Below are 24670 nucleotides of genomic sequence, written 5' to 3'. Positions count from 1 at the left end.
CTATAATCGGCTAGCTATGTATGTCTAACGATTATCGTGGAGATTACAATGAGCAACGCTTCAGTATCGTCTGAGCCCGTTCAAGATTTTTCCAGCTTCGTAGGTCGGCATTTCATCTACACCTATGCCAATGGATGGAAGTACGAATGGTATGCACGCAATGAAAAAACCTGTGACTATCGTATCCACCAAGGACTGGTTGGCGGTCGCTGGGTTACCCACCAGCCCATGAACCTGGTGCAGTTGGCGCCGGACTTGTTCAAGGTCGATTGGCATGAGCCAACCGGCACTTGCGTCAGCCTTTCATTCGACCTGTCGCGCCGGATTCTGCACGGCACCATTTTCTTTCCGCAATGGATCGCTGGCGAAGGCCAGCACCCGGAAAAAACCATTTGTTATCAAAACGAATTCATCGAAGACATGCATAGATTCCGCGATGAAGGCCCGGCTTATCCCTATGTGATCATCGCCGAATTCGCCCAGATCACCTATATGGAAGATGTGGGTACCGATAACGACAGCGTCATCAATGCCGCGCCGGGGCAACTGCCTCAGGGCTACACCGAGCGCGTCAACTGACGCTATTGCACAGGACTCGCAGGGGGCTCGCCCTGCGACCTGACAGCAAGTTGAGTGCCGCCGCCCAGGTGACTGCCGACAGGCCCGCCGCGCTCTACTAATTAGAACGCATCTCTGCAGCCCTCTGCTTGTAGCCCTTTAGGGTGCCTCATAAGATTAGCCAGTTTCGCCTGTATTTCTATCGAGGCGTTGATTCTGGGAGTGGGGAATCCATGAAGAGGCCAGTCAGCCAGGTCGGCATGAAGTGGGTCGTCGAGGCGTTGGGCAGGCTACCCCATCGCTTGCAATCTGCCATTGGCGGGTCTCGACTCAACCAGCCGGGTCACGTGTTAAGCGCCGAAGTGGCGATGTTTCTCAGGCTGATGGGGGATCGCGAGCTTGCCCGCCCGCAGCACCAGCCCCTGGATAAAGTGCGCAAACAGACCGACCATGACGCCTGGGTGTTTGGCGGCTGTGATGCACCTGTCGACCTGGAGCGAAGCTTCACGATCGACGGGCAGGGCGGGCCTGTTCCAGTCAAGACGTTCGTAACGAACGACTGCGCGCAGGGCGTACTCATTTACTTCCACGGTGGCGCCTGGGTATCCGGAAGCCTGGCAAGCTGTGAAAGTATCTGCCGGTATCTGGCGCGCGAAGCCAGGCTGCACGTACTGTCGGTGGACTACCGGCTGGCACCCGAGCATCCATTTCCTGCCGCCATCGATGACGCACTGGCAGCCTATGAGCATGTGCTGAAGGAAATGCAGGCGGCCAATACGCCTGGCGCATTCATTGCCGTGGCGGGCGACAGCGCGGGCGGCAATATTGCTGCCGCGTTGTGCTACACGCTCAGAGAGCAGAAACGGCGCTTGCCCGACTTCCAACTGCTGTTCTACCCGGTCCTGGACAACGAAAACAGGTCGACGTCCTATTCGCTGTTCGAAACAGGCTATGTGTTGACTGCGGACCAGATGAACTGGGCGCGTGAGCTGTATGTGCCCAGCCGGGCCTACAGCAAGCCGGCTGTGTCGCCGTTGCTGGCCGACAGTTTTGAAGGGCTGCCACCAACGTATATTGCCACCGCCGAGTTCGATGTACTTCGCGATGAAGGTGAGGCGTATGCGCACCTGTTATCGGCCGCTGGGGTGAACGTGACCCTGCGCAGGGCGGCTGGGCTCATTCATGGGTTTGCGAACATGATGGGCGTCAGTCGCGTGGCCAGGCAGGAAATGCAGCAGGCAGTAGCAGCGCTGGTACGTAGCCGACAAGTGCACGGTGGGAAATGAGGGGTTGTCAGGCCTCTGGTGCCTGACAACCGCCAAGTGTGCATGCCCCGATGCGCCCTGTTGCGTCAGGGGACACTTTTGATTTTCAGCACCAGCAGCCCGCCCATCAAGCCTGCCAGGCCTGCAAACATGTAGAGGGCAGGGTAGCCTCCGAACTGGGTCACCAGCATGGCGCACAGGGCAGGGGCGAGGATCTGTGGCCCGACGATGGCAACGTTGATGATCCCCAGGTCCTTGGCATGGTCCGCCGAACTGGGCAGCACCTGGCTGATGAGCGCTTGATCGACGGCGACATAGGCACCATAGCCAACACCGAGTACCGCTGAGGAAACCATAGCCATCGGCCAGTTCTGCCAGAAGGCCAACAACAGCGAAGCCACTCCCATGATCATCCCCGACACCGTCACGATGGCTTTGCGCCGGCCGGTTCGATCCGATATGGCCCCGCAGGCGAAAGCGGTGACCACCACGGCAGCGGTATAGATCAGCACCAGCTTCAGCAAGCCGTCTTCGGCCCGCTCACCCGGGAAAAGCGCCTCATAGCGCAGGCCGTCGCGAAGAAAGTACAGAAAGAACAGGGTACCCGTGGCGCTGCTGAGGCCGACCAGAAAGCGCGTCGACCATGCCCAGGCAAAATCCGGATGCTTTCTGGGGCTGATCCAGAAGGCCGAAAAGAACGCCTTCCAACGCCATTCACCGGTGTGCACCTGCTGCCCCAGCGGATCATCGGTAAACAACACAAATGGCATTGAAAGCACCACGAATATGGCCGCGACGACGGTGTAGCTTTGCGCTATGCCGACACCCAGCGTGGTGGTGATGACGGCGCCCAGTACAACTGCCACGGACAACATCACGCCATTCCAGGCGCTGACAATGGCCCGTTGCTCAACTGGCACGCGGTCCGGTATTGCAGCGGTGATTGCACACAACACCCCGCTGGTGCCCACTTGTACCAAGGCCCAATAAACGACGATGCCCGTCCAGGTCGTTTGCTTGCCCAGCATGTAAAGTGCCAGCGCGCCGACGACAATGCCGAGAAAGTTCCACGGGTGACGGCGGCCGAACACTGAGCGGGTTCTGTCCGACAGAAAGCCGATGACAGGCTGTGCGACCAGTGCGATGGCCGAGCCAATGCCCATCACCATGCCCAGCGCGCTTTCTTTCGAGTTGGGCGCCAATATTTCCATCTGCTGGGCAAGCAGTACTTGGATGGGGGCGAATACCGCCAGCCAGACGCCAAGCAGTGACAGTGCCATGGCTAGAATGAAACCCCCGCCTACACGGGTGCCAGGCCCGTGGTCACAGCGCTGCATTTTCAAATCCGTGCGCAACTCACCCATCGTGTTTTCCTTGTTGTTATTGATCGGTCAAGGCCGCCAGCCAGTGTCAAACCTGCTGGCTGAGCACCAGCTTGTTCAGGAAGCTATTGCAAAGGTCCAGTTGCTCGAGCGACACGTATTCATTGGCCTTGTGTGCCTGCTCGATGTAGCCGGGCCCACAAACGATGGTGGGCACGCCAACTTCCTGAAATAAGCCTGCCTCGGTGGCATAGGAAACCCGGCGTACGCGGGTGTCTTGCCGCAAGCCGGCAATCAGCGTGCAGATTGCTTCTTTTTCGCTGGGGCTCAATGCGGGTGCCCTGGAGATTTTCTCGAAGACGATTCCTGCGGTATGCACGCGTGACTTCATCTCCGGCTGCAGCACCTCTTCGGCGTAGCGGGTTATTTTTGCGTATATCGATTCGGGGTCGACGCCTGGCAGGTTGCGGAACTCGAACTGAAACTCGCAGTGTTCCGGGATCGTGTTGATTGCTATGCCGCCACTGATCGTGCCTGTTTGCGCGGTACTGAACGGTACGTCGAAACCCTCATCGAACGGGCCGTGATGCGAAGACTGCCGTGCCAGGTCGCTGATGAAGGTAATCAGCCGCGCGGCATACTCGATGGCATTCACCCCGGCCGGTTGCAGCGACGAGTGCGCAGCATGCCCTTTGACCTTGCAGCGGTAGGCATTGATGCCCTTGTGGGCAACGACGATGCCCATGCCGGTGGGCTCGCCAACGATGCAACCCTGCGGTGCAACGCCGCGCTTGACCAGGTCTTGCACCATCGAGGGGGCACCGGCACAGCCGATTTCTTCATCATAGGACAGCGCAAAATGCAGCGGCGCTTTCAACGCGGTGCGCAGCATGTTCGGCAGCTGTTCCAGAGCGACTCCAATGAAGCCCTTCATGTCGCATGCGCCACGTCCGTACAGCTTGTCGTCGCGTACGGTCGGTGAGAAAGGGTCGGACGCCCAGGCCTGGCTGGTGACCGGAACCACATCGGTATGGCCGGACAAGACCAACCCGCCGGTCGTAGACCCGTCACACGCAGGGACCGTGGCGAACAAGTTGGCCTTGCGCCCGTCACGGTCGTAGATGAGCGTGCTGTCGATACCGTAAGACTTGAAGTAGTCGCGCACCACTTCTATCAACCCCAAGTTCGACAGCGCGCTCGTTGTATCCATGCTGATGAGCCGCTCGACCCATGGGTAGGCAGTGCAAAAATTAGCAGAAGTCATCTTATGGTCTTCATTCAAAGTACATCGGCATTGGGTGGGCGCGGCGGTGGATGGCGCGAGTTTGCCGAGCACCAATGCCCACGTTTGAATCATCGCGTGCGGCCAACCGCCTGCATTATTGAAGTTCTGCAAGGCTGCAGGTACACCTGCCGGGTTGATGCTATGACGCCTAAAAAGTGACTACAATCAATGTCAGCTTGTTTTTTGTTCTGATTGTTAGATCAACGAGGGTGCGGCATGAGTCGACTGATCAACCTTTCACGCATTGCCTATTTCCACGAAGCTGCCCGTTGCGGCAGCATTCGCGCGGCTGCCGACCTGCTGAACGTCGCCCCATCGGCGGTCACCCGGCAGATCCAGTTGCTGGAGGCCGAACTGGCGACGGTATTGCTCGAGCGGCGTGGCCGGGGCGTGGCGCTGACGGAGGCGGGCAAGCAGGTCATCGAGTTTCACCGCGAACAGGAGGCGCATCTCGGTGACCTTCTGGGCCGGCTTCAGTCGCTTCGGGAGATGAAAACCGGCCACGTGAGCCTGGTTCTGGGTGAGGGGTTCGTCAACGACATCCTCAACGGCCCCTTGCCGCGGTTCTGCAAAGCCTACCCAGGCGTGAAAATCAGCCTCGACTCGGCGGGTACCAACGAGCTGATTCGCAAGGTACTGGAAGACGACGCCGAGATCGGGCTGGTCTACAACCCGCCGACCCACCCCAAATTGGTCTCTCGCGCCTGCCGTGTGCAGCCGATGAAAGTGATCTTCAGCCCCGACTCGCCGCTGCGCAAGGGCGACGGACCCCTGCGTGCCCGTGAGTTGCTGGACTACCCGCTGGCGGTCACCTATTCCACGCATGGCGTCAGGCAACTGGTGGATGTGCTGGAGCTTGCCGAGAAAGTCAGGTTCGACCCGGTGATGACCACCAACTCGATCGCCACGCTCACCCAGTTCGCCAAGACAGGGCTGGGTATCGCCTTCCTGCCGGCATTCGCCATAAAAGCAGAGCTGGACGCTGGGGAACTGCTGTGCCGGGATGTGGGCCATCCACTTTTCCTGACGGCCGAAGCCCACGTGGTAACGCGTGTTGGGCGCCGGTTGTCCTCGGCGGCTGCGCGCATGCTGCAAGTACTGACAACGCAGATGCAGGCTTTCAAGTAAACACAAGTATGACACTTGACAGGGCAAGTCGCGCCTGTATTCTGATGACAAGCGTAGTCAAAATGTGAGAACAATAATATGCATTATGACCTGATCATCAAGAACGGCCTGGTCTTCGATGGCGTCAGCCACAATGGCGTGGCGGCGGATGTTGGCATCCAGGACGGGCGTGTTGTTGCCGTCAGTGCATCAGCACTTGACCCGGCAGTGGCGGCAGCGGTACTGGATGCGAAAGGTTGCTGGGTGATGCCCGGTTTTCTGGAAATGCACTCGCACTACGATGCGGAGATATTGAGTTCTGCTGCATTGAAAGAATCCATCCGCCACGGTGTCACCACCGTGGCGACGGGTCTTTGTTCGCTGAGCATGGTTTCAGCTTCGGCGCAGGATTGCGCGGATCTGTTCAGCCGTGTGGAGTCCATCCCGCATGATCATGTACTGGACCTGCTGACCACACATAAGCGTTGGTCATCGCCGGCCCAGTACCGCACCTTCCTCGAAGGGTTGCCGTTAGGGCCGAACGTGGCGTGCTACATCGGCCACTCCGATATCAGGGCTGCCGCCATGGGGTTGCTCGAGGCCACCACGCCGCGGCCACCGACCGAGCAGGAACTGCGCAGCATGGAGGCCCTGCTCGATGAAGCTTTGGACCAAGGGTTCCTTGGCCTGTCGGTCATGAAAACCAAGATCGACCGGGTGGCCGGCGAACGTGCATGGTCGCGCCCACTGCCCTCGACCTTTGCCAGCTGGGCCGAAATGGCCCGGCTGTTCAAACGGCTGCGCGCTCGCGGGGCGATCCTGCAGGGCGCCCCGGATGTGGCCGAGCCCTCCAGTGCGGTACGCCTGATGTTCGCTGCCTCGGGCTGGTTCCGGCCAAAGCTGAAAACCACGTTGCTCACGGCCCTGGACCTGAAGGTGAAGCCCAGTCTGCAGAAGATGGTTCGCCTGAGTGGCTGGGTTACCCAAAAGCTGCTGCGCGGCAACCTCAAATGGCAGTTTCTACCGGCGCCACTGCGGGTCTACAGCGCGGGGCTGAACTTCAACAATTTCGACGAATTTGCCGGCGGCCTGGTGCTGCGCAACCTGAAGAACGAAGAGGACCAGTACGCAGAAGCCACCAAGCCCGAGTTCCGTGAATTATTCAAACAGGGTTTGGGCAGCGTATTGAAAGTAGGGCTCTGGCAACGCGACTTTTCCGACGCTTATGTCACAGCCTGCCCGGACCCAAACCTGATTGGCCGCAATTTCGGCGAAATCGCCAGGTCGCGCGAGCAGGACCCTATCGACTGCTTCCTCGATCTGGCGGTGCAGTACAAATCCGAGCTTGTCTGGACCACGCTGATGGGCAACAGCCGGGTCGAGGTCATGCACAAACTCATGCGCAGCCGCAGCGTCCATGTCGGCTTCGCTGATTCCGGGGCGCATATTCGTGGCCTGGCTTTCTACAATTTCCCGTTGCGCTTCCTGAAATATATCCGCGATGCCCACCTGGAAGGTAACCACTTCATGAGCGTGGGCGAGGGGGTGGCGCGTGTCACTTCCGAACTGGCCGACTGGTACGGGCTGGACGCAGGCAGGCTGAGGCCGGGCGCCCGGGCAGATATCGCCATCGTTGATCCCCAGGGCTTGAACAGTGACCTGGACGCGGTCAGCGAAGACCTCATCGAAAACACCCCGCTCAGGCGGTTGGTCAACCGCAACGACCAGGCAGTGCTGGCCACGTTGGTCAATGGGCGAGTGGCCTATGCCAGGGACGGTGGGTTTGCCAAGGACCTTGGCGTAGCGCACCACTATGGCAAATTCCTGCCGGCCCGTACTCAGCCTGCCTGAGCAAGAGGATCACCAACATGCACAGAACCATAGGGCAGTTCATCGATGGCAGGCAGGTCTACGCCAGCGGTTGCAGCACATTCGACTCGATCAACCCAGCCAACGGCCAGCTGTTGGCCACTGTCGAGCAAGCCAGCGCAGGGCAGGTCGACGACGCCGTGCTGTCGGCCAGCGCGGCGCAACGCGAGTGGGTCAAGCTTCCGGTGGCTGAGCGCACTGCGATAATGCTGGATGCAGCCAAGCTGATCTTGCTGCGCAATGACGAACTGGCGCAGCTGGAAACCCTCGATACCGGCAAGCCAATCTTCGATACCTCCAGGGTCGACATCAAAGGCGGGGTAGCGGTCATGCGCTATTTTGCCGGCTTGATGGCGGCTATCGAAGGCCGGCAGTCACCTGTAGGCGAAACAGCGTTCACCTATACCCGACGAGAACCGCTGGGTGTGGTGGCCGGGGTGGGCGCCTGGAACTACCCCCTTCAGATCGCCATGTGGAAGCTGGCGCCCGCGCTTGCGGCTGGCAATGCCATGGTGTTCAAGCCCAGCGAGTTGACGCCCTTGTCCACCTTGCGCCTGGCCGAACTGCTGGTCGAGGCTGGCGTACCCGCAGGGTTGTTCAATGTGCTGCAAGGCAATCAGGCCGTGGGCAAGGCGCTCAGCGAGCACCCAGATATCGCCAAGATTTCGTTCACCGGGAGCGTCGCGACCGGCATGAAAGTGATGGCCAGCGCCGCCGGCACACTGAAGAAGGTCACCATGGAACTGGGTGGCAAATCACCGTTGATCATTCTGCCCGACGCCGATATCGAGCGAGCGGCAGATATTGCGGTAATGGCGAACTTCTTCAGCAGCGGCCAGGTGTGCACCAGTGGTACGCGGGTGTTCGTGCACCGCGCTATCCAGGCCAGGCTGCAGCGCGCAATCCTGAAACGGGTTGAAAATATTGCGATTGGCGACCCCAGTGACCCGCGCACGCGGTTCGGCCCTTTGGTCAGCCAGGCGCACCGCGAGAAAGTGCTGGCCTACATTCAAAGCGGTCGCGACGCCGGCGCGACATTGCTGTGTGGCGGGCACCTGCCGGCAGGGCAGGCGTTCGCGGCAGGCAGTTACTTGCTTCCGACTGTGTTTACGGACTGCAGCGACGACATGCAGATTGTTCAGGAAGAGATATTCGGGCCGGTGATGAGCCTGTTGACCTTCGACAGCGAGCAAGAGGTGATCGCGCGTGCCAATGCCTCGGTACTAGGCCTGGCGGGCGGCGTGGTAACCCAGAACATCTCCCAGGCGCACCGTATCGTGCACGCGCTGGAGGCGGGTATCTGCTGGGTCAATACCTGGGGCCAGGTGCCGCCTCAAATGCCCGTTTCCGGCAGCAAGCTGTCTGGTATCGGCCAGGAGAACGGCATCGAGGCACTGTTCGAGCACACGCGGACCAAATCGGTGTTCATTGAACTGGGCAGCTATCAGTCCGTTTTCCCACCCTGCTGATCGTGCAGGGCTGCGCCAGGCACCTTGGCGCAGCCTTCGATCAGGGCAAGCCCTGTGTCGATCAGCACGTTCACAGGGTCCCGGTATTGGCTCAAGGTCCAGTACACGGCAATCTGGTTTATTGCCCCGAGTATGCCCATGCACATGTACAGTTCCGAGGCGACCGGCTTGAAGCCACCGTAGGTGCGGTTGATCGCGGACAACAGGAAGTTGCAGAAGCGCAAGTTGTTCTGCTGGTAGAGGTTGTCGACGCGTTGGCTTACCCCGAGCACTTCGACCAATACGATTTTCGCCACCAGCGGGTCCTGCATGGCCTCGAAAAACGTGGCGAGGAACTTGCGGCCTGCGTGGTGTTGTACCTGTTCGTGGTCCTGGTAGAGCTGGTTAAGGCGTTGTTCCAGGTCGTCCATGATCGATACATACACCGCGCACAGCAGCTCTTCCGTGCCCTCGAAGGACTCGTAGAAGTACCGATCGGTGAGTTTCGCCTCGCTGCACAGGTCGCGCACGGTCGTGGCGCGGTAGCCCTGGGTGCCGAACAGCTGCATCCCCGCCTTCATGAAGGCCTCCCGGCGGGCCTTGATGCGCTGCTCTTGGCTGACGCCACGGTAGGAGCGCTCGGCACCCCCGGAGGTTTTGCTCATTGTGCCCACCCTTCGAATAAACTGAATTTCATTGTAGTCAAAATTTTGAATTCACGACAAGCGCGGCCCTGTCGTACCGGGCTGTGCCGTTCAGTCACGGAAAAAGGCACTGATTTAAGCAACAAAGCCGCGTGCGAAACTGAATGGTCAGCGCCGCTAGACGATTGACAGCAGCCAGCCTTGGACGCATCTTGATGACATGCATCGTCAGATAATTCGAGTTTGGACCTTGCTCTGGTCGCGTCACTCCGGTGCGTAAAAAAACAAAAAGACATCCCAGGAGCAGTACTGATGAAACCTTTCCGTTTTGCTGACCCTTGTGGGTCGAAAAGCAGGGTTGCATGGCTCGGCTTTGCGTCAGCTATCACCTTCACCCAGCCCGCTGCAGCGCTCGAATTTGCCCTCGCCGATGGCGATATCACCGGCACCCTGGATAATACCGTGTCTTTCGGCCAGGTATGGCGAGTTCAAGGCCAGGCGAAAAACAACGATGCGCTCAATGGCAACGACGGCAACCGCAACTTCGATACCGGGCTTGTTTCGCAGGTGTTCAAACTGACCTCGGAGCTTGAGGCCAAGTACCAGAATTATGGGCTGTTCGTTCGTGGGTCGGCGTTCTATGACACGCAGATAATGGATAAACGCAGTGACTACTACAACAACCCGGCGGTGGTAGAGCCTAGCCAGAATTATCCAAAGGATGACAGCTTTACCCGCAGTACCCGACACCTCGCCGGCCGCTCTGCCGACATTCTGGATGCCTACGTATACGGGGCATGGGACGTGGCCGATCACCCCCTGACGGTGCGTTTCGGCAGGCAGGTGTTCAACTGGGGTGAGTCCTTGTTCTATCGCGGCGTGAGCGTTTCGAACCCCGTGGATGCGGTCAAGTACCGCTTGCCTGGCTCTCAGGTCAAGGAAGTGCTTGTGCCGGTTGAGGCGCTGAGCCTGAATTTCGGCCTGACCGACAACCTGTCCATGGACGCTTACTACCAGTTGAAATGGAAAGAAACGGCGCTTGACCCGGTTGGCAGCTACTACTCCACCACCGATATCTTCGGGCCGGGTGGCAACACTGCGTACGCCCAGGTCCCTGCATTGGTTCCGGCAATGGCAGCGTACGGCATGGCCACCCAGATCCCGGGCGGCCTTGGCCAAGGCCCCTTCAATGCCAGCCGCTACCTCGACCCCGCCACGGGCATCTTCAAGGTCAGCAATGTGCAGTCGGACGACAAGGCTCGGGCCAGCGGGCAATACGGTATCAGCCTGCACTATATTGCCGAGGCCTTGAATGCCACCGACTTCGGCTTCTACTTTGCCAATTACCACACCAAGGAGCCCGTGCAGCAGATCGACACCGGCGCCTACCGTGGCGTCGATCTGACCACGCTTGATTCGCTAATCGGCCCCAGCGCCGCCCGGGCATTGGCAACCCTGGACCTGTCACAGAATGCCAATGTGCGCCGTGAGTATGTCGAGGACGTTCGCATGTACGGCCTCAGCTTCAATACCACGATAAACAATGCGTCGGTTTTCGGTGAAATTTCCTATCGGCCGAATCTGCCGATTGCAATCAGTGCGACCAACGACCTGGTGGGTGACCTTCTCGCGCAAGGCGTGGCCGGTACGTCGGGGCTGTCCGACGCCAACCTCAGCGGCGCCCAGGCGTGTGCCTCGCTGGGCGGTAAGCCGTTCTGCCGGGGCGGGGTCTATTCCAACTACGAGCGTGTCGAGTCGATCAACGCCTCGCTGGGCACCATCTACAACTTTGGCCCGTCGTTGGGCTTCAACTCGTTGGTCGGCATTGCCGAAATCGCGACCCAGTCCTACCACGGCAGCGACTTGAGTTATACCGGGTACAACCCCACCCCGGTAAAGCGCAAGTTCGCCGGCACCCCAGACACCACCGACAACCCCATGACCCGCGAGGCGTATGGCTACACGCTCAGCATGCAGGGCACCTGGACCAACGTATACGCTGGCGTGAACCTCTCGCCGTTCTTCGTCCACACCAACAACTTCAAAGGCAACTCCGACCTGACCGGCAGTTTCATGGAAGGCCGAAAAGGCTACACCTTCGGCATCAAGGCTGATTACCTGAGCCGCGTTGAAGCCGGCCTGCAATACACCCTGTTTACCGGTGCGGGGCAAAGCAACCTGATCCGTGACAGGGACAACGTCAGCATGGACGTGAAGTACTCGTTCTAACGAGGTATTCATTCTTTCAAGCAGGGCTAACCATGAAATACTACGTCAAGCATGCCAAGTGTCTTTCTCTCGTCGTTGGCACCGTTATGCTGTTCGCCTTCGGCGCGGCACACGCCGCTGTGTCCGAACAACAGGCAAGCCGGCTGGGGAAAGACCTTACCCCCCTGGGCGGCGAAACCGCGGGCAACGCCGATGGCAGCATCCCTGCCTGGACCGGCGGCTTGAGCAAACCCCCGGCCGGTTACGTGCCAGGCCAGCATTACGTTGATCCGTACCCGGACGACAAGCCGTTGTTCACCATCACCGCGGAAAATGTCGAGCAGTACAAAGGCAAATTGAGCCCTGGGCAGATCGCCCTGCTCAAAGCCTACCCGCAAACCATGTCTTACCCGGTCTATACCACTCGCCGCAGTGCTGCCGAGCCACAGTGGGTGTACGACAACACCCGGCAAAACGCGACCACGGCGGAGCTGGCCGAAGGCGGCAACGGCTTCATCCACGCATTTGGCGGTATCCCGTTCCCGATCCCGCAAAGCGGCGTGGAGGCACTGTGGAACCATATCGCCCGCTACCGCGGTACCTATGTGGTCCGCAAGCTCTCGGAAGCCACCGTTCAAGCCAATGGGCAGTACAGCCTTGCCACTTATGACCAGGACGTGCTGTTCAAGTACTACGTCAAAGGCGGCAGTTACTCGACGCTGAACAACATCCTCTTCTACTACCTCAGTGCTGCCCGTAGCCCGGCCCGTATGGCGGGTGAGGCGTCGCTGGTGTACGAAACGCTGAACCAGGTGGCGGAGCCACGCATGGCCTGGGGCTACGTGCCAGGGCTGCGGCGGGTGCGTCGCGCCCCTACCATCTCGTACGACACGCCGGACAGCGGTTCCGATGGCCTGATCACCGTTGATGACCGTGATATGTTCAACGGCTCCCCCGATCGCTATGACTGGAAGCTGGTCGGCAAGAAAGAAATCTACATCCCCTACAACAACTATCGGATCGCCAGCCCGCAGTACAAGTACGATGACATCATCAAACCCGGCCACCTGCTCAGTGCGCCGACCCGCTTCGAGTTGCACCGGGTGTGGGTGGTAGAGGGCACGTTGCGGCCAACGGCGCGACATATTTATTCGAAACGGGTGTTCTACCTCGACGAAGACAGCTGGCAAATCGCGCTTGCCGACCGCTATAACAGCCACGGCGAACTGTGGCGGGTATCGATAGGCTACATGAGCAACTTCTACAACGTGCCCACCACCTGGACCACCGTCGACGCATTCTATGATTTGCAGGCGCGCCGCTACATGGTTCAGAAGTTGGAAAACGAGGAAAGCAAAACGCTCGACTTCAGCCAGCCAGTGCCCTCCGAAGACCGCTACAAGCCTGCAACCCTGCAGCGCATGGGCAACCGCTGACACGTGCCGCCAGGCGGCTCTGCCCGTGGCGGGCGGTGCCGCAGGGTTTCAGATGCCGGGCTGGCCGTGCCATGCCAGCCCGGCATTCTCGAAAGCTCATTCCGCCCATTCCGGGTCGCCCGTGAACACCACCGTCAACCAGCGGTTCGGCCCTTCACCGCCCACGGCTTCACCAATCTCGTTGCGCCACGCGTCCCATTCATCGATGGTCTTCGCTGCCATGGCCTTGGGTACGATGAAGTACAGCTCGATCTCGCGTGAGCGCCCGACCTTGGCAACATAGGCACGGTAGGACTGCAGCCCGTGGCGGGCGACAAAGGCCTTGGCCACTTCGTCCACGTGCAGCTTGAGGTCGCCTGGGGTGACCAGGAAAATGTCCGCCAGGGCCTGGCGCACCACCGCCATCGGCAGCGGCACAATCACCAGGCACACCAGGGCCAGTACCGCCGGGTCGATGTACGGTGATACCCACTCCCATGAGGTTCCCTGAACCGCGTAACCAAAGCAGAAGGCGATCAGCAGCGCAGCGGTGATGCTGGCCGACATCACCCAGCCCTTGACGTCTATGGCCACGAAGTCCGACTTCAGCTGGCGGTTGGCGCGGGCCTCGACCAGGGCGATGGTCACGCAGCAGATCACGGTCACTACCGCGTAGACCATGGCAATGCCGAACTCCAGGTGTCTGCCGCCCTGCAGCAGGCTGCTGACGGCGTTGATCAGGGCATAGACCGCCACGCCGCTGAGCAGGATGCCATTGAGTGCCAGCACCATCGGCTCCAGGTGCCAGAAGCCCATGGTGAAACGCTCGCGCAGCTTGCGCGACATCTGCACGCTGGTGGTATGCGAGGTGATCAGCTTGACCACCACCAGCGACAGGCCGCTCATGCTGGCGTCGACCAGTGAGTAAACGCCATCGAACATGATCGAGAACGACCCGGAGGCCACGCCGAAAGCGATGCCGATGCTGGCGATGAACAGGGTGACGGCGATCGAGGTGCGCAGCAGGCCCTGTTCGCAGGTGATGTCGAAGAACGAGGATCGGGGGGCGGTTTGCATAAGGTGTGCTCGGCAAAAACGATGATGCTGTGGTGCCTGTGAGGGCCTCTTCGCGGGTAAACCCGCTTCTACAGGGGGCATGGCTTCAAAGGCCAGTGCTGGTCCTTGTGGGGGCGGGTTTAACCGCGAAGAAGCCCTTACAGATTAGACGCGGAACTGCTCCATGAGCGCTTGTTGCTGGTTGGCCAGCCGGTTCAAGGCCTGGCTGATGCGTGCCGACTCGTCTGCCTGGCCTGCCAGCGATTGGGTAACGTCGCGAATGCCGGCTACGTTGCGGTTCACCTCTTCGGCCACTGCGCTCTGCTCCTCGGCGGCCGAGGCAATCTGCAGGTTCATGTCGCTGATCACCGCCACCGCCTCGCCAATGCGTTGCAGTGCCGGCAGGGCCTGCTCCATGCGTGCGGCACTGGCTTGCGCCTGGCGTTGGCCCTCGTGCATGGCGCCCACGACATCCTGGGTGCCTTGCTGCAAACCTTCGATGACCTGGCGAATTTCCTCCACCGACACCTGCGTGCGCTGGGCCAGCCCGCGCACCTCGTCGGCGACTACGGCAAAGCCACGGCCGGCTTCCCCGGCACGGGCTGCTTCAATGGCCGCATTCAGTGCCAGCAGGTTGGTCTGCTCGGCGATGGTGCGGATGACTTCCAGCACCGTGCCGATCTGAGTGCTGCGGCCCTCCAGGGCGCGTGCGTCGGCCATGGCCGTGTCCATGTCCAGTGCCAGCCGGTCGATGCCCTGGCGGGTGCTGTCGATCAACTGCAGGCCTTCCTGGCTGGCCTGGTCGGCGGCACGTGCCGCCTGGGCCGCCTGCGCGGCGTTATGGGCGACATCCAGCGCGGTGGCGCTCATTTCATTGGCCGCGGTGGCCACTTGCTCGATTTCACGGTGTTGCTGCTGCATGCCGGCGCTGGTCTGGCTGGCGATGGCTGCCGACTGGTCGGCGGTGCCGCGGGCCTCCTGCAGCGAGCCTTTGAGCTGGGCGATGACCGGCTGCAGTTTGTCGAGGAAGCGGTTGAACCACGCGCTGAGCTGGCCCAGTTCGTCCTGGCGGGCGTAGTCCAGGCGGCGGGTAAGGTCGCCTTCGCCGCTGGCGATGTCTTCAAGCCGGGCAGCCACCGCCAGGATCGGGCGGGTTACCCCGCGGGCCGTGAGCCACACCAGCAGCAAGCCCAGCACTGCCGCGCCCAGGCCGATCAGCAGGCTGGTCAGGTTGGCACGCTGGTTGTGCGCATCCAGGCGCTGATTGAGGGCTACCGCGGGCGCCTGCAGCACGCTTTCCGGCACTTCCAGCAATACCTGCCACGGGGCGGCGTCGGGAATGGGCGTGAAGGGGTGCGCAACCCGTAACTGGCCAGCGGCAACTGCAGGTTCAACGGGTTTGCCGAGCATGCTGGCGTCGCGGCTATTGCCTGCCAGCAGGCCGGCCGCGCTGGCGATGCTCACCTGGCCCTGACCCTCGAACAGCTCGCGGCGGCCGTTTGTGCTCAGTTGCTGCAGGTTGTCCAGGCTGATATCCAGGCCGACCACGCCCACCACTTTGCCGTGTTCCAGCAAGGGCAGGGCGATGCTGGTCATCAGTACCTGGCTGCCGTTGACCTCGTCCAGATACGGTTCCAGCAGGCAGGTTTTGCCGGTCTCCAGTGGGCAGGTCAGCCAGCGGTTCTTCGCCGCGCCGTTGCTGCCGATGCTGGCGTCGCCGAGCAGCGCTTCTGGCATGGCTTCGCGCTCCAGGGTGCCCGGGCGCGGCTGCGACCAGTACAGCGAAAAGCGCCCGCTCTCGTTGCTGCCCACCGCGTCCTGGCCGCGGTACTGGCTGTCTTGCTGGTCCAGTGCATCGGGTTGGAACACCAGGTACAGGCCGATCATGTCAGGTTTGCCGGCCAGGCTGGCTCGCGCCTGGCGGGTGAGTTCGGCACGCAGGTCGTTGCCACCTCGGGCTTGCAGCACTTGCACCAAACGGGCAAAGCCATTGCCGTATTGATAAGCGTCCATGAAGTAGCGCTGAATGCGCAGGGCCTGGGTTTCGGCATGGGCCTCCAGGCGCTGCCGCGCGCTGCTGTCGAGCATGGCGGTGTTGGCTTGGTTGACCAGCGTGGCACTGCGCTGTGCCTGAGTCAGCGAGGTGGCCACCAGCAAGGCGACGATGGCCAGCAGGCAAAGGCCGGCCAGCAAGGTGATCTTCCATTGGATGGAGAGGCGGCGCAGCAGCATGGAGCTTTCCTTTTCGAACACTGCAACGCCCGCGGCCAGGCGCGGGCGTTGTGGGTAGCGTGGGTCATTCAGGCACGTAGTTGGGGGGCGCCGAGCGGAACGCCTTGGTCAGCCAGCCCAGGTACAGCAGGCCGAGCGCCGCCCAGATACCGCCAAAGATCAGCGAGTGGGCATTCAGGTCCAACCACAGCGAAACGATGATGCAGAAGCCGATGGTGGGCAGTACCAGGTACTTCAGCTGGTTGGCCAGGCCCTTGCGGTTGCCTTCGCGCAGGTAGCAATGGTTGATTACCGACAGGTTGACGAAGCTGAACGCCACCAGGGCGCCGAAATTGATGATCGAGGTGGCAGTCACCAGGTCGAAGAAGATCGCCGACAGCGAAATGATGCCGACCACGGCAATGTTCAGTACCGGTGTCTTGTAGCGTGCGTGCAGGCGGGCGAAAACGCGGGCCGGGATCACGTTGTCGCGGCCCATCACGTACAGCAGGCGCGACACGCTGGTCTGCGAGGCCAGGCCCGAGGCGATGGTGTTGATCACCGTGCAGGCAATGAACACCGACTGGAACAGTTTGCCCCCGACATACAGGGCGATTTCCGGCAGGGCCGCCTCGTGGTCATGGAAGCGCGCCATGGTCGGGAAGTAGGCCTGGATGAAGTACGACACGGTGATGAACACCACGCCACCGATCAGGGCGGTGAGGAAGATCGCCCGCGGGATGGTCTTGCCCGGATCGCGGGTTTCTTCGGACAGGCAGGTGACGGCGTCAAAGCCCAGGAACGAGAAGCACAGGATGGTCGCGCCGGCGGCCAGTGCGCTGAACTGGGTCTGACCGTCGGCGAACGGGATCAGGCTCCAGGCCGTGCCAAGCCCTTCACCGTGGTGCAGGCCACGCACGCACAGGTAGATGAACACGGCGATGATCGCCACCTGCACGCCCACGAACAGCAGGTTGAAGTGCGCCACCAGGTTCACGCTGCGCATGTTGATCAGGCTGATGAGGGTCACGAAAGCGGCCACCCACACCCATGCGGGTACTTCCGGGAACATCGCCGAGAGGTACAGCTTGGCCAGCAGGGCATTGACCATTGGCAGCAGCAGGTAATCCAGTAACGACGACCAGCCGACCAGGAAACCCACGTGCGGGTTGATCGCGCGCTGGGTGTAGGTGTAGGCCGAACCCGACTGCGGGAAGCGTTTCACCAAGGTGCCATAGCTGACTGCGGTGAACAGGATGCCGGCCAGCGCCAGGATGTACGCGCTGGGCACGTGGCCGGCGGTTATCCCGCTGACGATGCCGAAGGTGTCGAATACGGTCATCGGTGTCAGGTAGGCCAGGCCGATGATGATCACGTGCCACAGGCGCAGGGTTTTGCGAAGTTGGCCGTTGCCGGCAGCGCTAGGGTCATGCTGCATGCTGGCATGGCTCCTGTTGCTGGGCGCGAACGGCGGGCACGGGGTATGGCGCATGCGGCAAGGGCGAGCGGGTGAGCTCCATGTTGTTCACCTTTTATGTTGGAGCAGCGGAAGGCGCGAGGGGGCGCGCAAAGTGGTGAAAATAAAAAACGATGGGTAGGTGGGTGTCAAGTTAAACATGACAAGACGTTACGGCATTGAAATATTTATCGATATTAAGTGGAGTTTGTTCGGTTTTTACGCGGTTTTTTGCGGTTCTGATCAATTTGTGTGTTCGAAAAAATCAACGATTCGGCCATGGGGTCAATCGGTTTGTCAGATGCTTCCGAAAGGCAGGATTTCGGCACTTTGGCCTGCGTCCCGTGCCTGCGGGGGTGATATTCTTCGTACTCTGTGTGGCCCGTGGCCGCCTACCCAGCCCTTACGGACAGCAATCGGTTCAATTCATGAAGAAATCAGTTGGCATTCTTTCCGGCCTGGCGGTTGCCATCGCCGTCGCAACCACCGCTGGCGCCTGGTACACCGGCAAGCAGTTGCCAGCCGAGCTGGACAACGCGCTTGCCCGCAGCAACGCCGAGCTGCAAAAGGCCCTGGTCACCACCGGTGGCAGCCTGCGTATCGAGCGGGTGTCGCTGGAGCAGCACTTCTTCAGCAGTACTGCCCAGTACCGGCTCAAGGCCCGCGACATCAACGTGGGTGAAGGCGAGGTGATCAACTTCGACGTGGGCGTGACCGACCACATCGAGCACGGCCCATTCCCCTGGTCGCGGGTCAAGGCGCTGAAGCTGGTGCCGGTGATGGCCGTCAGCAACAGCACGTTGCAGAAGGACGATGCCGTCGCGCCTTGGTTCGACGCTGCCGGCGGCAAGGTGCCGCTCAGCGCGCAGACCAGCCTGGGTTACGGGGGGGATGTGGTCAGCCGGATTCAACTGGCGCCGCTCAAGCTCGACAAGGCAGACGGCAACCGCCTCGATTTTTCGGGGATGCAACTGGAGGTCAGTGGCGACAAGGACGGCAAGGCCTCCAAGTTCCACGGCCATGCCGACCGTTTGCTGATGAAGCTGGTGAACGACGACCAGCCACCGGCCACATTCGAGCTTCAGGGCCTCAAGCTTGGTGGCAACCTGGCGGCCACGCCGTACGACAATATCTACGTGGGCAACGTCGACCTGTTGTTGGCCGAGGCCAAGGTCACGCTAGGGCCAAAGCAGCAGGTCCTGCTGGTCAAGGGCGTGGAGCAGTATGCCCTGCAGAGTCTTGAAACCCCCGACACCGTGGGCGGCCGCGTGGAGTACAAGGTCGGGGACATCAGTTGGGACGGCCGCGCGGTGGGCAAGGCGCAAATGGCGGTAAGCATCACCTCGGTCAATGCCCCGGCGCTGCAGGCCTTGTCGAAGTGGTACCAGTCGCACCTGCCGGAGTTCGAAGCTGCCGCTGCTGCCGGCCAGCCGGTGCCGCAAATCCAGATGGACGAGGCCGAAAAGGCCCGCTTCCAGGGCGACCTGCGGCAACTGCTGGCGGCCAAGCCCAAGGTGGCGGTGGAAAACCTGTCGTTCAAGACCGCCAGCGGCGAGAGCCGCTTCAACCTGGCGATGGACTTCGCCGCGCCGGCCAGCTTCGATCTGCCGCCGGACCAGCTGAGCAAACAGGTCGTCACCGAGGTGAAGAGCAAGCTCTCGCTGTCCAAACCCATGATTGGCGACCTGGCGACACTGCAAGCGCTGCTCGATGGCCAAACCGATGCCCAGGCGATCGCCATGCAGTCGGGGCAGGCCGGGGAGATGGTCGGCATGATGGCCGTGCAGAGCGGCCTGGCCACCGTGCAGGGCGATGATGTGGTCAGCAGCCTGCACTATGCCGATGGCATGGTCGATTTCAATGGCCAGAAGATGACCGTGGAAGAATTCGCCATGCTGATGGCCGCGCACCTCGCAGCGCTGTCGCCGCGGGGATGATGGTTATCCGGCGCTGGTCTCCTGGTGGCTTCACCCGCGAACAGGCCAGCGCCGGCAACACAAAAACCCCTTTAGTAATCGCTGGATTCTCTGTAGCCTTCGGCCTCCGATAATAATCCGCGCCCGCAGAGGGCCGTGGCGGCCTGCGCCGTCCGGCACCCTTAGCCGATCTGTCAGGGCCGGGTGATACACTCGATTTGATGCGCACGCGCGCTTGCAGGTCCAGCGATCATGACCCAGATTTCCGAACGCCTGTTGGTTCAGGCCCACCTCGACGCCAAGCAGCCCAACCCGCTGACAGCCGAGCAGGAGGCCGAATACCGTGCGGCCATCGCTGCCGAGCTCAAGGCCCAGAACGCTGTGCTGGTCGCCCATTATTACTGCGACCCGGTCATTCAGGCGCTGGCCGAAGAAACCGGCGGCTGCGTGTCCGACTCGCTGGAAATGGCCCGCTTCGGCAAGAACCACCCCGCCGAAACGGTGATCGTGGCCGGTGTGCGCTTCATGGGCGAAACGGCAAAAATCCTCACCCCGGAAAAGCGCGTGCTGATGCCGACCCTGGAGGCCACCTGTTCGCTCGACCTGGGCTGCCCGGTCGAAGCGTTTTCGGCGTTCTGCGACCAGCACCCGGAGCGCACCGTGGTGGTGTATGCCAATACTTCCGCTGCGGTGAAAGCCCGTGCCGACTGGGTAGTGACCTCCAGCTGCGCACTGGAAATCGTCGAAAGCCTGATGGACAACGGCGAAACCATCATCTGGGGCCCGGACCAGCACTTGGGCCGTTACATCCAGAAGCAGACCGGTGCCGACATGCTGTTGTGGGACGGTGCCTGTATCGTCCATGAAGAATTCAAGTCGCGCCAGTTGGCCGACATGAAGGCGTTGTACCCGGACGCCGCCATCCTCGTGCACCCCGAATCACCGGAAGCGGTGATCGAGTTGGCGGATGCGGTGGGGTCCACTAGCCAGTTGATCAAGGCCGCGCAGACCTTGCCGAACAAGACCTTCATCGTTGCTACCGACCGCGGCATCTTCTACAAGATGCAGCAGTTGTGCCCGGACAAGGTATTCGTCGAAGCGCCTACTGCCGGCAACGGCGCCGCCTGCCGCAGCTGCGCGCACTGCCCGTGGATGGCCATGAACACCCTCGAGCGCGTGCTGCACTGCCTGCGCAATAGGGGGGATGAGATTTTTGTCGACCCCGCGTTGGTGCCCAAGGCGATCAAGCCATTGAACCGCATGCTGGACTTCACCCAGGCGGCGCGGCTCAAGCTTTCCGGTAACGCCTGAGATTGCCGGAGGCCGCTCGGCGGCCCCAGCACAGCCACCGCGCCGCTTGCTTCGCGGGTAAACCCGTTCCTACGGCTCACGCTACCGATGTAGGAGCGGCTTCAGCCGCGAACACCGGCAAAGCCGGTGCCATCCACCGTGTTGGATTCTTCGCGGGCACGCCCGCTCCCACACCGCGAGCACCTGCAACGCCGGTGCCATCCACCCCGTCGCCTGCTTCGCGGGTAAACCCGCTCTTACAGCTTACGCTACCGATGTAGGAGCGGCTTCAGCCGCGAACACCGGCAAAGCCGGTGCCACCCACCGCGTCGCCTGCTTCGCGGGTAAACCCGCTCCTAGAGCTCACGCTACCGATGTAGGAGCGGCTTCAGCCGCGAACACCGGCAAAGCCGGTGCCATCCACCGGGTTGGATACTTCGCGGGCACGCCCGCTCCCACGCCGGCAACGCCGGTGCCCGTAGCGGCATTGAGTCGCGATGGGCCGCAAGCGGCCTATAGCCAGCCCGACCTCTTGAAACTGGCATACAACCCGGTACACCCCGCAGCAATCACCCCCAACACCGCAAAATAGCCGTAATGCCAGCTCAGCTCCGGCATATTCTGGAAGTTCATCCCATACACCCCGGCGATCGCCGTGGGGAACGCCAGGATCGCCGCCCACGCGGCAAACTTGCGTTGCACGATGCTTTGCCGTGACGACTCCAGGAACATGCCGATCTCGATGGTCTGGCTGGCAATGTCACGAATGCCCGACAAGTCCTCCATCTGCCGGGTGACGTGGATTTGCACGTCACGAAAATACGGACGCATGTTCTTGTCGATGAACGGGAAGCTCAGGCGCTGCAGCTCTTCGCTGACCTCAACCATGGGCGCCACGTAGCGGCGCAGGCGCAGGATGTCGCGGCGCAGGCTGTGCAGGCGGCGAATGTCATCCTCTTGCAGTGAGCCCCCCAGCACGCTCTGCTCCAGCGCTTCGATCTCGCCATGGATGGCTTCGCTGACCGGCTGGTAGTTTTCGGTGACGAAGTCGAGCAGGGCGTACAGCACGAAGTCTTCACCGTGCTCCAGCAGCAAGGGCCGAGCCTCGCAGCGCTGGCGCACCATGGCATAGGATTTGGAGTGGCCGTTGCGGCAGGTGATGATGTAGCCGTTGCCGGCGAAGATGTGGGTTTCGATGAACTCCAGCTTGCCTTCGTGACGTACCGGCGAGTATGTGACGATGAACAGCGCGTCGCCGAATGTCTCGAGCTTGGGCCGGCTGTGCTTTTCCAGGGCATCCTCAATGGCCAGTTCGTGCAGGTTGAACTGGCATTGCAGGGTGGCCAGTTCCTCGGCGTTGGGCTCTTCCAAGCCGATCCAGACAAAATGCCCAGGCTTGCGTGCCCACTCGCTGCCCTCGTCGATGCTGATGTTGGTGACCTTCCGGCCGGCGCTGTACACCGCTGACGCCACTACTCGACCCATGGTTGCCCGCTTATTCCGGTTGAACACGGTTCATAGCTTGGGCTGTAGACGGCAGAAGAGCAACCTAGCCCTTGCCCAGTTCCCCTTCCATGCGCTCGATGCACTGTTGCATCTGCACACGGCACTGCTCCACCAGTGCTGGCAGGTCCTGCTGGGTCAGGCCCGCGGTGGCAATGGGCGGCAGCGAGCGCACGATCACGGTGCGGCGGCGCCAGCTGTTCAGGCTCAGGCGCCGGGCATAGCGGCTGACGCACACTGGCACGATCGGCACGCCGGCCTCGATGGCCATGTGAAACGCGCCTTTCTTGAACGCCAGCAACTGCTCGCCGGCATTGCGTGTGCCTTCGGGGAAAATCCAGATAGAGGTGTCGTTCTGCAGCACCCGGGTGGTCTTCTGCAGGGCCTTGCGCGCCTGGTAGGCATTGTTGCGGTCGACCAACACGTTGCCGCCCAGCCAGAACAGCTGACCGAACAACGGTATCCAGCCCAGGCTTTTCTTGCCGATGGCGACCGTGCGCTGCGGCACCACCTGGCCCAGCACGAACAGATCGAAGTTGGACTGGTGATTGGCCACGATCACGCAACCGGGTGGTTGGTCCCACAGCGGGCCGACCTCGGCCTTGACCTTGATGCGCAGCAGCCAGGTGCCCGGCCGGCTGTAAAGGCGTGCGAACAGGCGGCTGTTGTCGGGGTTGAAGGGGCGGCACAAGCCAATGGCCAGGCCCAGGACGCCAACGGCGAGAAAGTGCAGCGCCAGCAGGAGCATGCGCAATAAATAAAGCATGGTACGACTCACACCAGACAGTCGCCGGGCAGTGTACGGCTGTGCACTGGTTGGGGCAAATGCCGGTGTCAGCTTGTGCTGGCCACTTCGCGGGTGAGCCCCCTTCTGCGCGGGAGCAGCGTACGCCTGCCCCGCGTCGCGGCCAGCAGGCTCAACCCATAGGCTGCTGGTCCAGTTGTATGGCGGTGTCCAAGGCCTCGAGCAGCCCTTTGCGCACCTTCAGCTTGGTGTTCTTGTGCGCCAGCATGTTCAGCTTCTTCAATTCCCGCGCCACGTTCAGCGCCGCTTCCTGCAGTTGTTCGGCGGGCACCACCTTGTCGAGGAAGCCGGCATCCACCGCCGCATGCGGGTCAAACACTTCGGCGTTGATCACCGACCGGTGGAAGGCCGAGCGGCGCAGACGGTCGCGAGCCAGTTCGATGCCGGCGTGGTGCATGGTCATGCCGATCTGCACTTCGTTCAGGCAGATCTTGTACGGCCCTTCGACGCCAATGCGGTAGTCGGCCGACAGCAGCAGGAAGGCGCCCTTGGCCACGGCATTGCCCGGGCAGGCGACCACCACCGGGAAGGGGTGAGCCAGCAGGCGGCGGGCGAGGGTGGACCCGGCGGTGACCAGGCTGATGGCTTCCTGTGGGCCGCGGGTCATCACCTTGAGGTCGTAGCCGCCCGACAGAATGCCCGGCTGCCCGGTGATGATCACCACCGCGCGGGCCTCGGCGGCGCGGTCCAGCGCGGCATTGAACGCGCTGATGACCTCCGGCGAGATGGCATTGACCTTGCCGTTGTTCAGGGTCAGGGTGGCGATGCCGTCTTCGGCGTGGTAGGTAATCAGCTCGCTCATGGCAGAGTCCTTTTGTTGGCGTGGCACCGACGTTACCCAGCGCGATGGGCAAGGTAAAGCAGCAAGGCTGACTGGTCGGTCAGCGCCCAGCCGGGCTCTGGTGCAAATACATGAAAAAACTGAAAAAAATGCTTGCCAAAGGGGAGCGCTTTCACTAAATTAGCGCACCTCGACGGGCCGCAAGGCTTGAAGAGAAACGGTGAAGTGTCCGAGTGGTCGAAGGAGCACGCCTGGAAAGTGTGTATACGAGAAATCGTATCAAGGGTTCAAATCCCTTCTTCACCGCCACATTCTACGAAAAGCCCCCGCGCTGAACAGCCCGGGGGCTTTTTGTTGTGCGCCAGGCATGGCGCGTTGCGCGTTAGCGCAACCCGTTTGGTTGTGGTAGCCGAGCGGGTGACTTGGAGGTGAAAGTCCTCTACACACCCGGCAAGGGGAAGTGTTAGCCAGAGGCAAGGGTGTCGCGGGCGACTGCGAATCTGAAGGAAGCCCGAGGCAAAATGCTGGTCT

At 61.3% G+C, this 24670-nt stretch carries 17 protein-coding genes, 1 tRNA gene and 2 pseudogenes; 10 read left to right on the top strand and 10 right to left on the bottom strand.

The annotated features are described in order from the left end of the window. Window positions 1–48: 48 nt before the first annotated feature. Both DMX12_RS19570 and DMX12_RS19565 read left to right on the top strand, forming a co-directional pair. Window positions 49–579, top strand: coding sequence for a phenolic acid decarboxylase (locus tag DMX12_RS19570; RefSeq protein ID WP_054913434.1), 531 nt, complete (start codon window positions 49–51; stop codon window positions 577–579). Window positions 580–818: 239 nt separating this feature from the next. Further along, window positions 819–1844, top strand: coding sequence for an alpha/beta hydrolase (locus DMX12_RS19565; RefSeq protein WP_177411277.1), 1026 nt, complete (start codon window positions 819–821; stop codon window positions 1842–1844). A 65-nt stretch (window positions 1845–1909) separates the two neighbouring features. Here the strand turns inward: DMX12_RS19565 and DMX12_RS19560 are convergent, their stop codons facing one another. Both DMX12_RS19560 and argE read right to left on the bottom strand, forming a co-directional pair. Then, complete coding sequence (locus DMX12_RS19560; protein ID WP_110679197.1) at window positions 1910–3187, bottom strand: MFS transporter; 1278 nt, start codon at window positions 3185–3187, stop codon at window positions 1910–1912. Between the two features lie 46 nt (window positions 3188–3233). Further along, window positions 3234–4541 (bottom strand): acetylornithine deacetylase, encoded by a 1308-nt coding sequence (argE, locus tag DMX12_RS19555; RefSeq protein WP_232108535.1) that lies wholly within the window; start codon window positions 4539–4541, stop codon window positions 3234–3236. A 105-nt stretch (window positions 4542–4646) separates the two neighbouring features. On the opposite strand from argE, the gene DMX12_RS19550 reads away from it, so the two are divergent. The 3 genes from DMX12_RS19550 to betB all read left to right on the top strand — a co-directional run bounded on the left by DMX12_RS19550 (window position 4647) and on the right by betB (window position 8875). Beyond that, window positions 4647–5558: a LysR family transcriptional regulator gene (locus DMX12_RS19550; protein WP_054913438.1), complete on the top strand. Its 912-nt coding sequence runs from the start codon at window positions 4647–4649 to the stop codon at window positions 5556–5558. A 78-nt stretch (window positions 5559–5636) separates the two neighbouring features. Beyond that, complete coding sequence (locus tag DMX12_RS19545) at window positions 5637–7388, top strand: amidohydrolase family protein (protein ID WP_110679195.1); 1752 nt, start codon at window positions 5637–5639, stop codon at window positions 7386–7388. 17 nt (window positions 7389–7405) lie between these two features. Then, window positions 7406–8875, top strand: a complete 1470-nt coding sequence (betB, locus tag DMX12_RS19540; RefSeq protein WP_110679194.1) for a betaine-aldehyde dehydrogenase — start codon at window positions 7406–7408, stop codon at window positions 8873–8875. Here the strand turns inward: betB and DMX12_RS19535 are convergent. Next, window positions 8851–9519: a TetR/AcrR family transcriptional regulator gene (locus DMX12_RS19535; RefSeq protein ID WP_110679193.1), complete on the bottom strand. Its 669-nt coding sequence runs from the start codon at window positions 9517–9519 to the stop codon at window positions 8851–8853. The genes betB and DMX12_RS19535 overlap by 25 nt on opposite strands. A 291-nt stretch (window positions 9520–9810) precedes the next feature. Between DMX12_RS19535 and DMX12_RS19530 the strand changes: the two genes are divergently transcribed. Beyond that, complete coding sequence (locus DMX12_RS19530; RefSeq protein WP_177411276.1) at window positions 9811–11727, top strand: DUF1302 domain-containing protein; 1917 nt, start codon at window positions 9811–9813, stop codon at window positions 11725–11727. An 86-nt stretch (window positions 11728–11813) separates the two neighbouring features. After that, on the top strand, window positions 11814–13142 hold the full coding sequence (locus DMX12_RS19525; protein WP_177411278.1) for a DUF1329 domain-containing protein: 1329 nt from the start codon (window positions 11814–11816) through the stop codon (window positions 13140–13142). Window positions 13143–13238: 96 nt separating this feature from the next. Here the strand turns inward: DMX12_RS19525 and DMX12_RS19520 are convergent, their stop codons facing one another. The 4 genes and pseudogenes from DMX12_RS19520 to DMX12_RS19510 form a co-directional block, all read right to left on the bottom strand. Then, the gene (locus DMX12_RS19520; protein ID WP_110679191.1) at window positions 13239–14198 is read right to left on the bottom strand and encodes a cation diffusion facilitator family transporter; all 960 of its coding nucleotides are present in this window, start codon (window positions 14196–14198) and stop codon (window positions 13239–13241) included. Between the two features lie 144 nt (window positions 14199–14342). Beyond that, window positions 14343–14852, bottom strand: a pseudogene (locus DMX12_RS30385) (methyl-accepting chemotaxis protein); the annotation flags it as partial. A 348-nt stretch (window positions 14853–15200) separates the two neighbouring features. Then, window positions 15201–16064 (bottom strand): annotated as a pseudogene (locus tag DMX12_RS30380) (HAMP domain-containing protein); the annotation flags it as partial. A 409-nt stretch (window positions 16065–16473) separates the two neighbouring features. After that, entirely contained in the window at window positions 16474–17826 is a 1353-nt protein-coding gene (locus tag DMX12_RS19510; protein WP_110679189.1) for an APC family permease, read from the bottom strand. 446 nt (window positions 17827–18272) lie between these two features. On the opposite strand from DMX12_RS19510, the gene DMX12_RS19505 reads away from it, so the two are divergent. Together DMX12_RS19505 and nadA are read left to right on the top strand one after the other, a co-directional pair. Further along, window positions 18273–19781 carry a YdgA family protein gene (locus DMX12_RS19505; protein WP_110679188.1) on the top strand — a complete coding sequence of 503 codons (1509 nt, stop codon included), beginning with the start codon at window positions 18273–18275 and terminating at the stop codon, window positions 19779–19781. A gap of 231 nt (window positions 19782–20012) precedes the next feature. Beyond that, window positions 20013–21071 carry a quinolinate synthase NadA gene (nadA, locus tag DMX12_RS19500; RefSeq protein ID WP_110679187.1) on the top strand — a complete coding sequence of 353 codons (1059 nt, stop codon included), beginning with the start codon at window positions 20013–20015 and terminating at the stop codon, window positions 21069–21071. Window positions 21072–21563: 492 nt separating this feature from the next. On the opposite strand, the gene DMX12_RS19485 is transcribed toward nadA, so the two are convergent. From DMX12_RS19485 to DMX12_RS19475, 3 genes are all read right to left on the bottom strand, one after another. Continuing rightward, on the bottom strand, window positions 21564–22535 hold the full coding sequence (locus tag DMX12_RS19485) for a magnesium and cobalt transport protein CorA (protein ID WP_009684091.1): 972 nt from the start codon (window positions 22533–22535) through the stop codon (window positions 21564–21566). Between the two features lie 64 nt (window positions 22536–22599). Continuing rightward, on the bottom strand, window positions 22600–23319 hold the full coding sequence (locus DMX12_RS19480) for a 1-acyl-sn-glycerol-3-phosphate acyltransferase (RefSeq protein WP_110679186.1): 720 nt from the start codon (window positions 23317–23319) through the stop codon (window positions 22600–22602). A gap of 151 nt (window positions 23320–23470) precedes the next feature. Further along, window positions 23471–24160: a crotonase/enoyl-CoA hydratase family protein gene (locus DMX12_RS19475; RefSeq protein WP_110679185.1), complete on the bottom strand. Its 690-nt coding sequence runs from the start codon at window positions 24158–24160 to the stop codon at window positions 23471–23473. A 198-nt stretch (window positions 24161–24358) separates the two neighbouring features. Here DMX12_RS19475 and DMX12_RS19470 point away from each other — a divergent pair. After that, a tRNA-Ser gene (locus DMX12_RS19470) sits at window positions 24359–24448 on the top strand. The last annotated feature ends 222 nt before the right edge of the window (window positions 24449–24670 follow it).

It is taken from the genome of Pseudomonas sp. MB-090624 (assembly GCF_003205245.1).
GTDB lineage: Bacteria > Pseudomonadota > Gammaproteobacteria > Pseudomonadales > Pseudomonadaceae > Aquipseudomonas > Aquipseudomonas juntendi.
The sequence above is the reverse complement of the archived record's forward strand: the minus strand, read 5'-3'. Positions and strand labels throughout refer to the sequence as shown.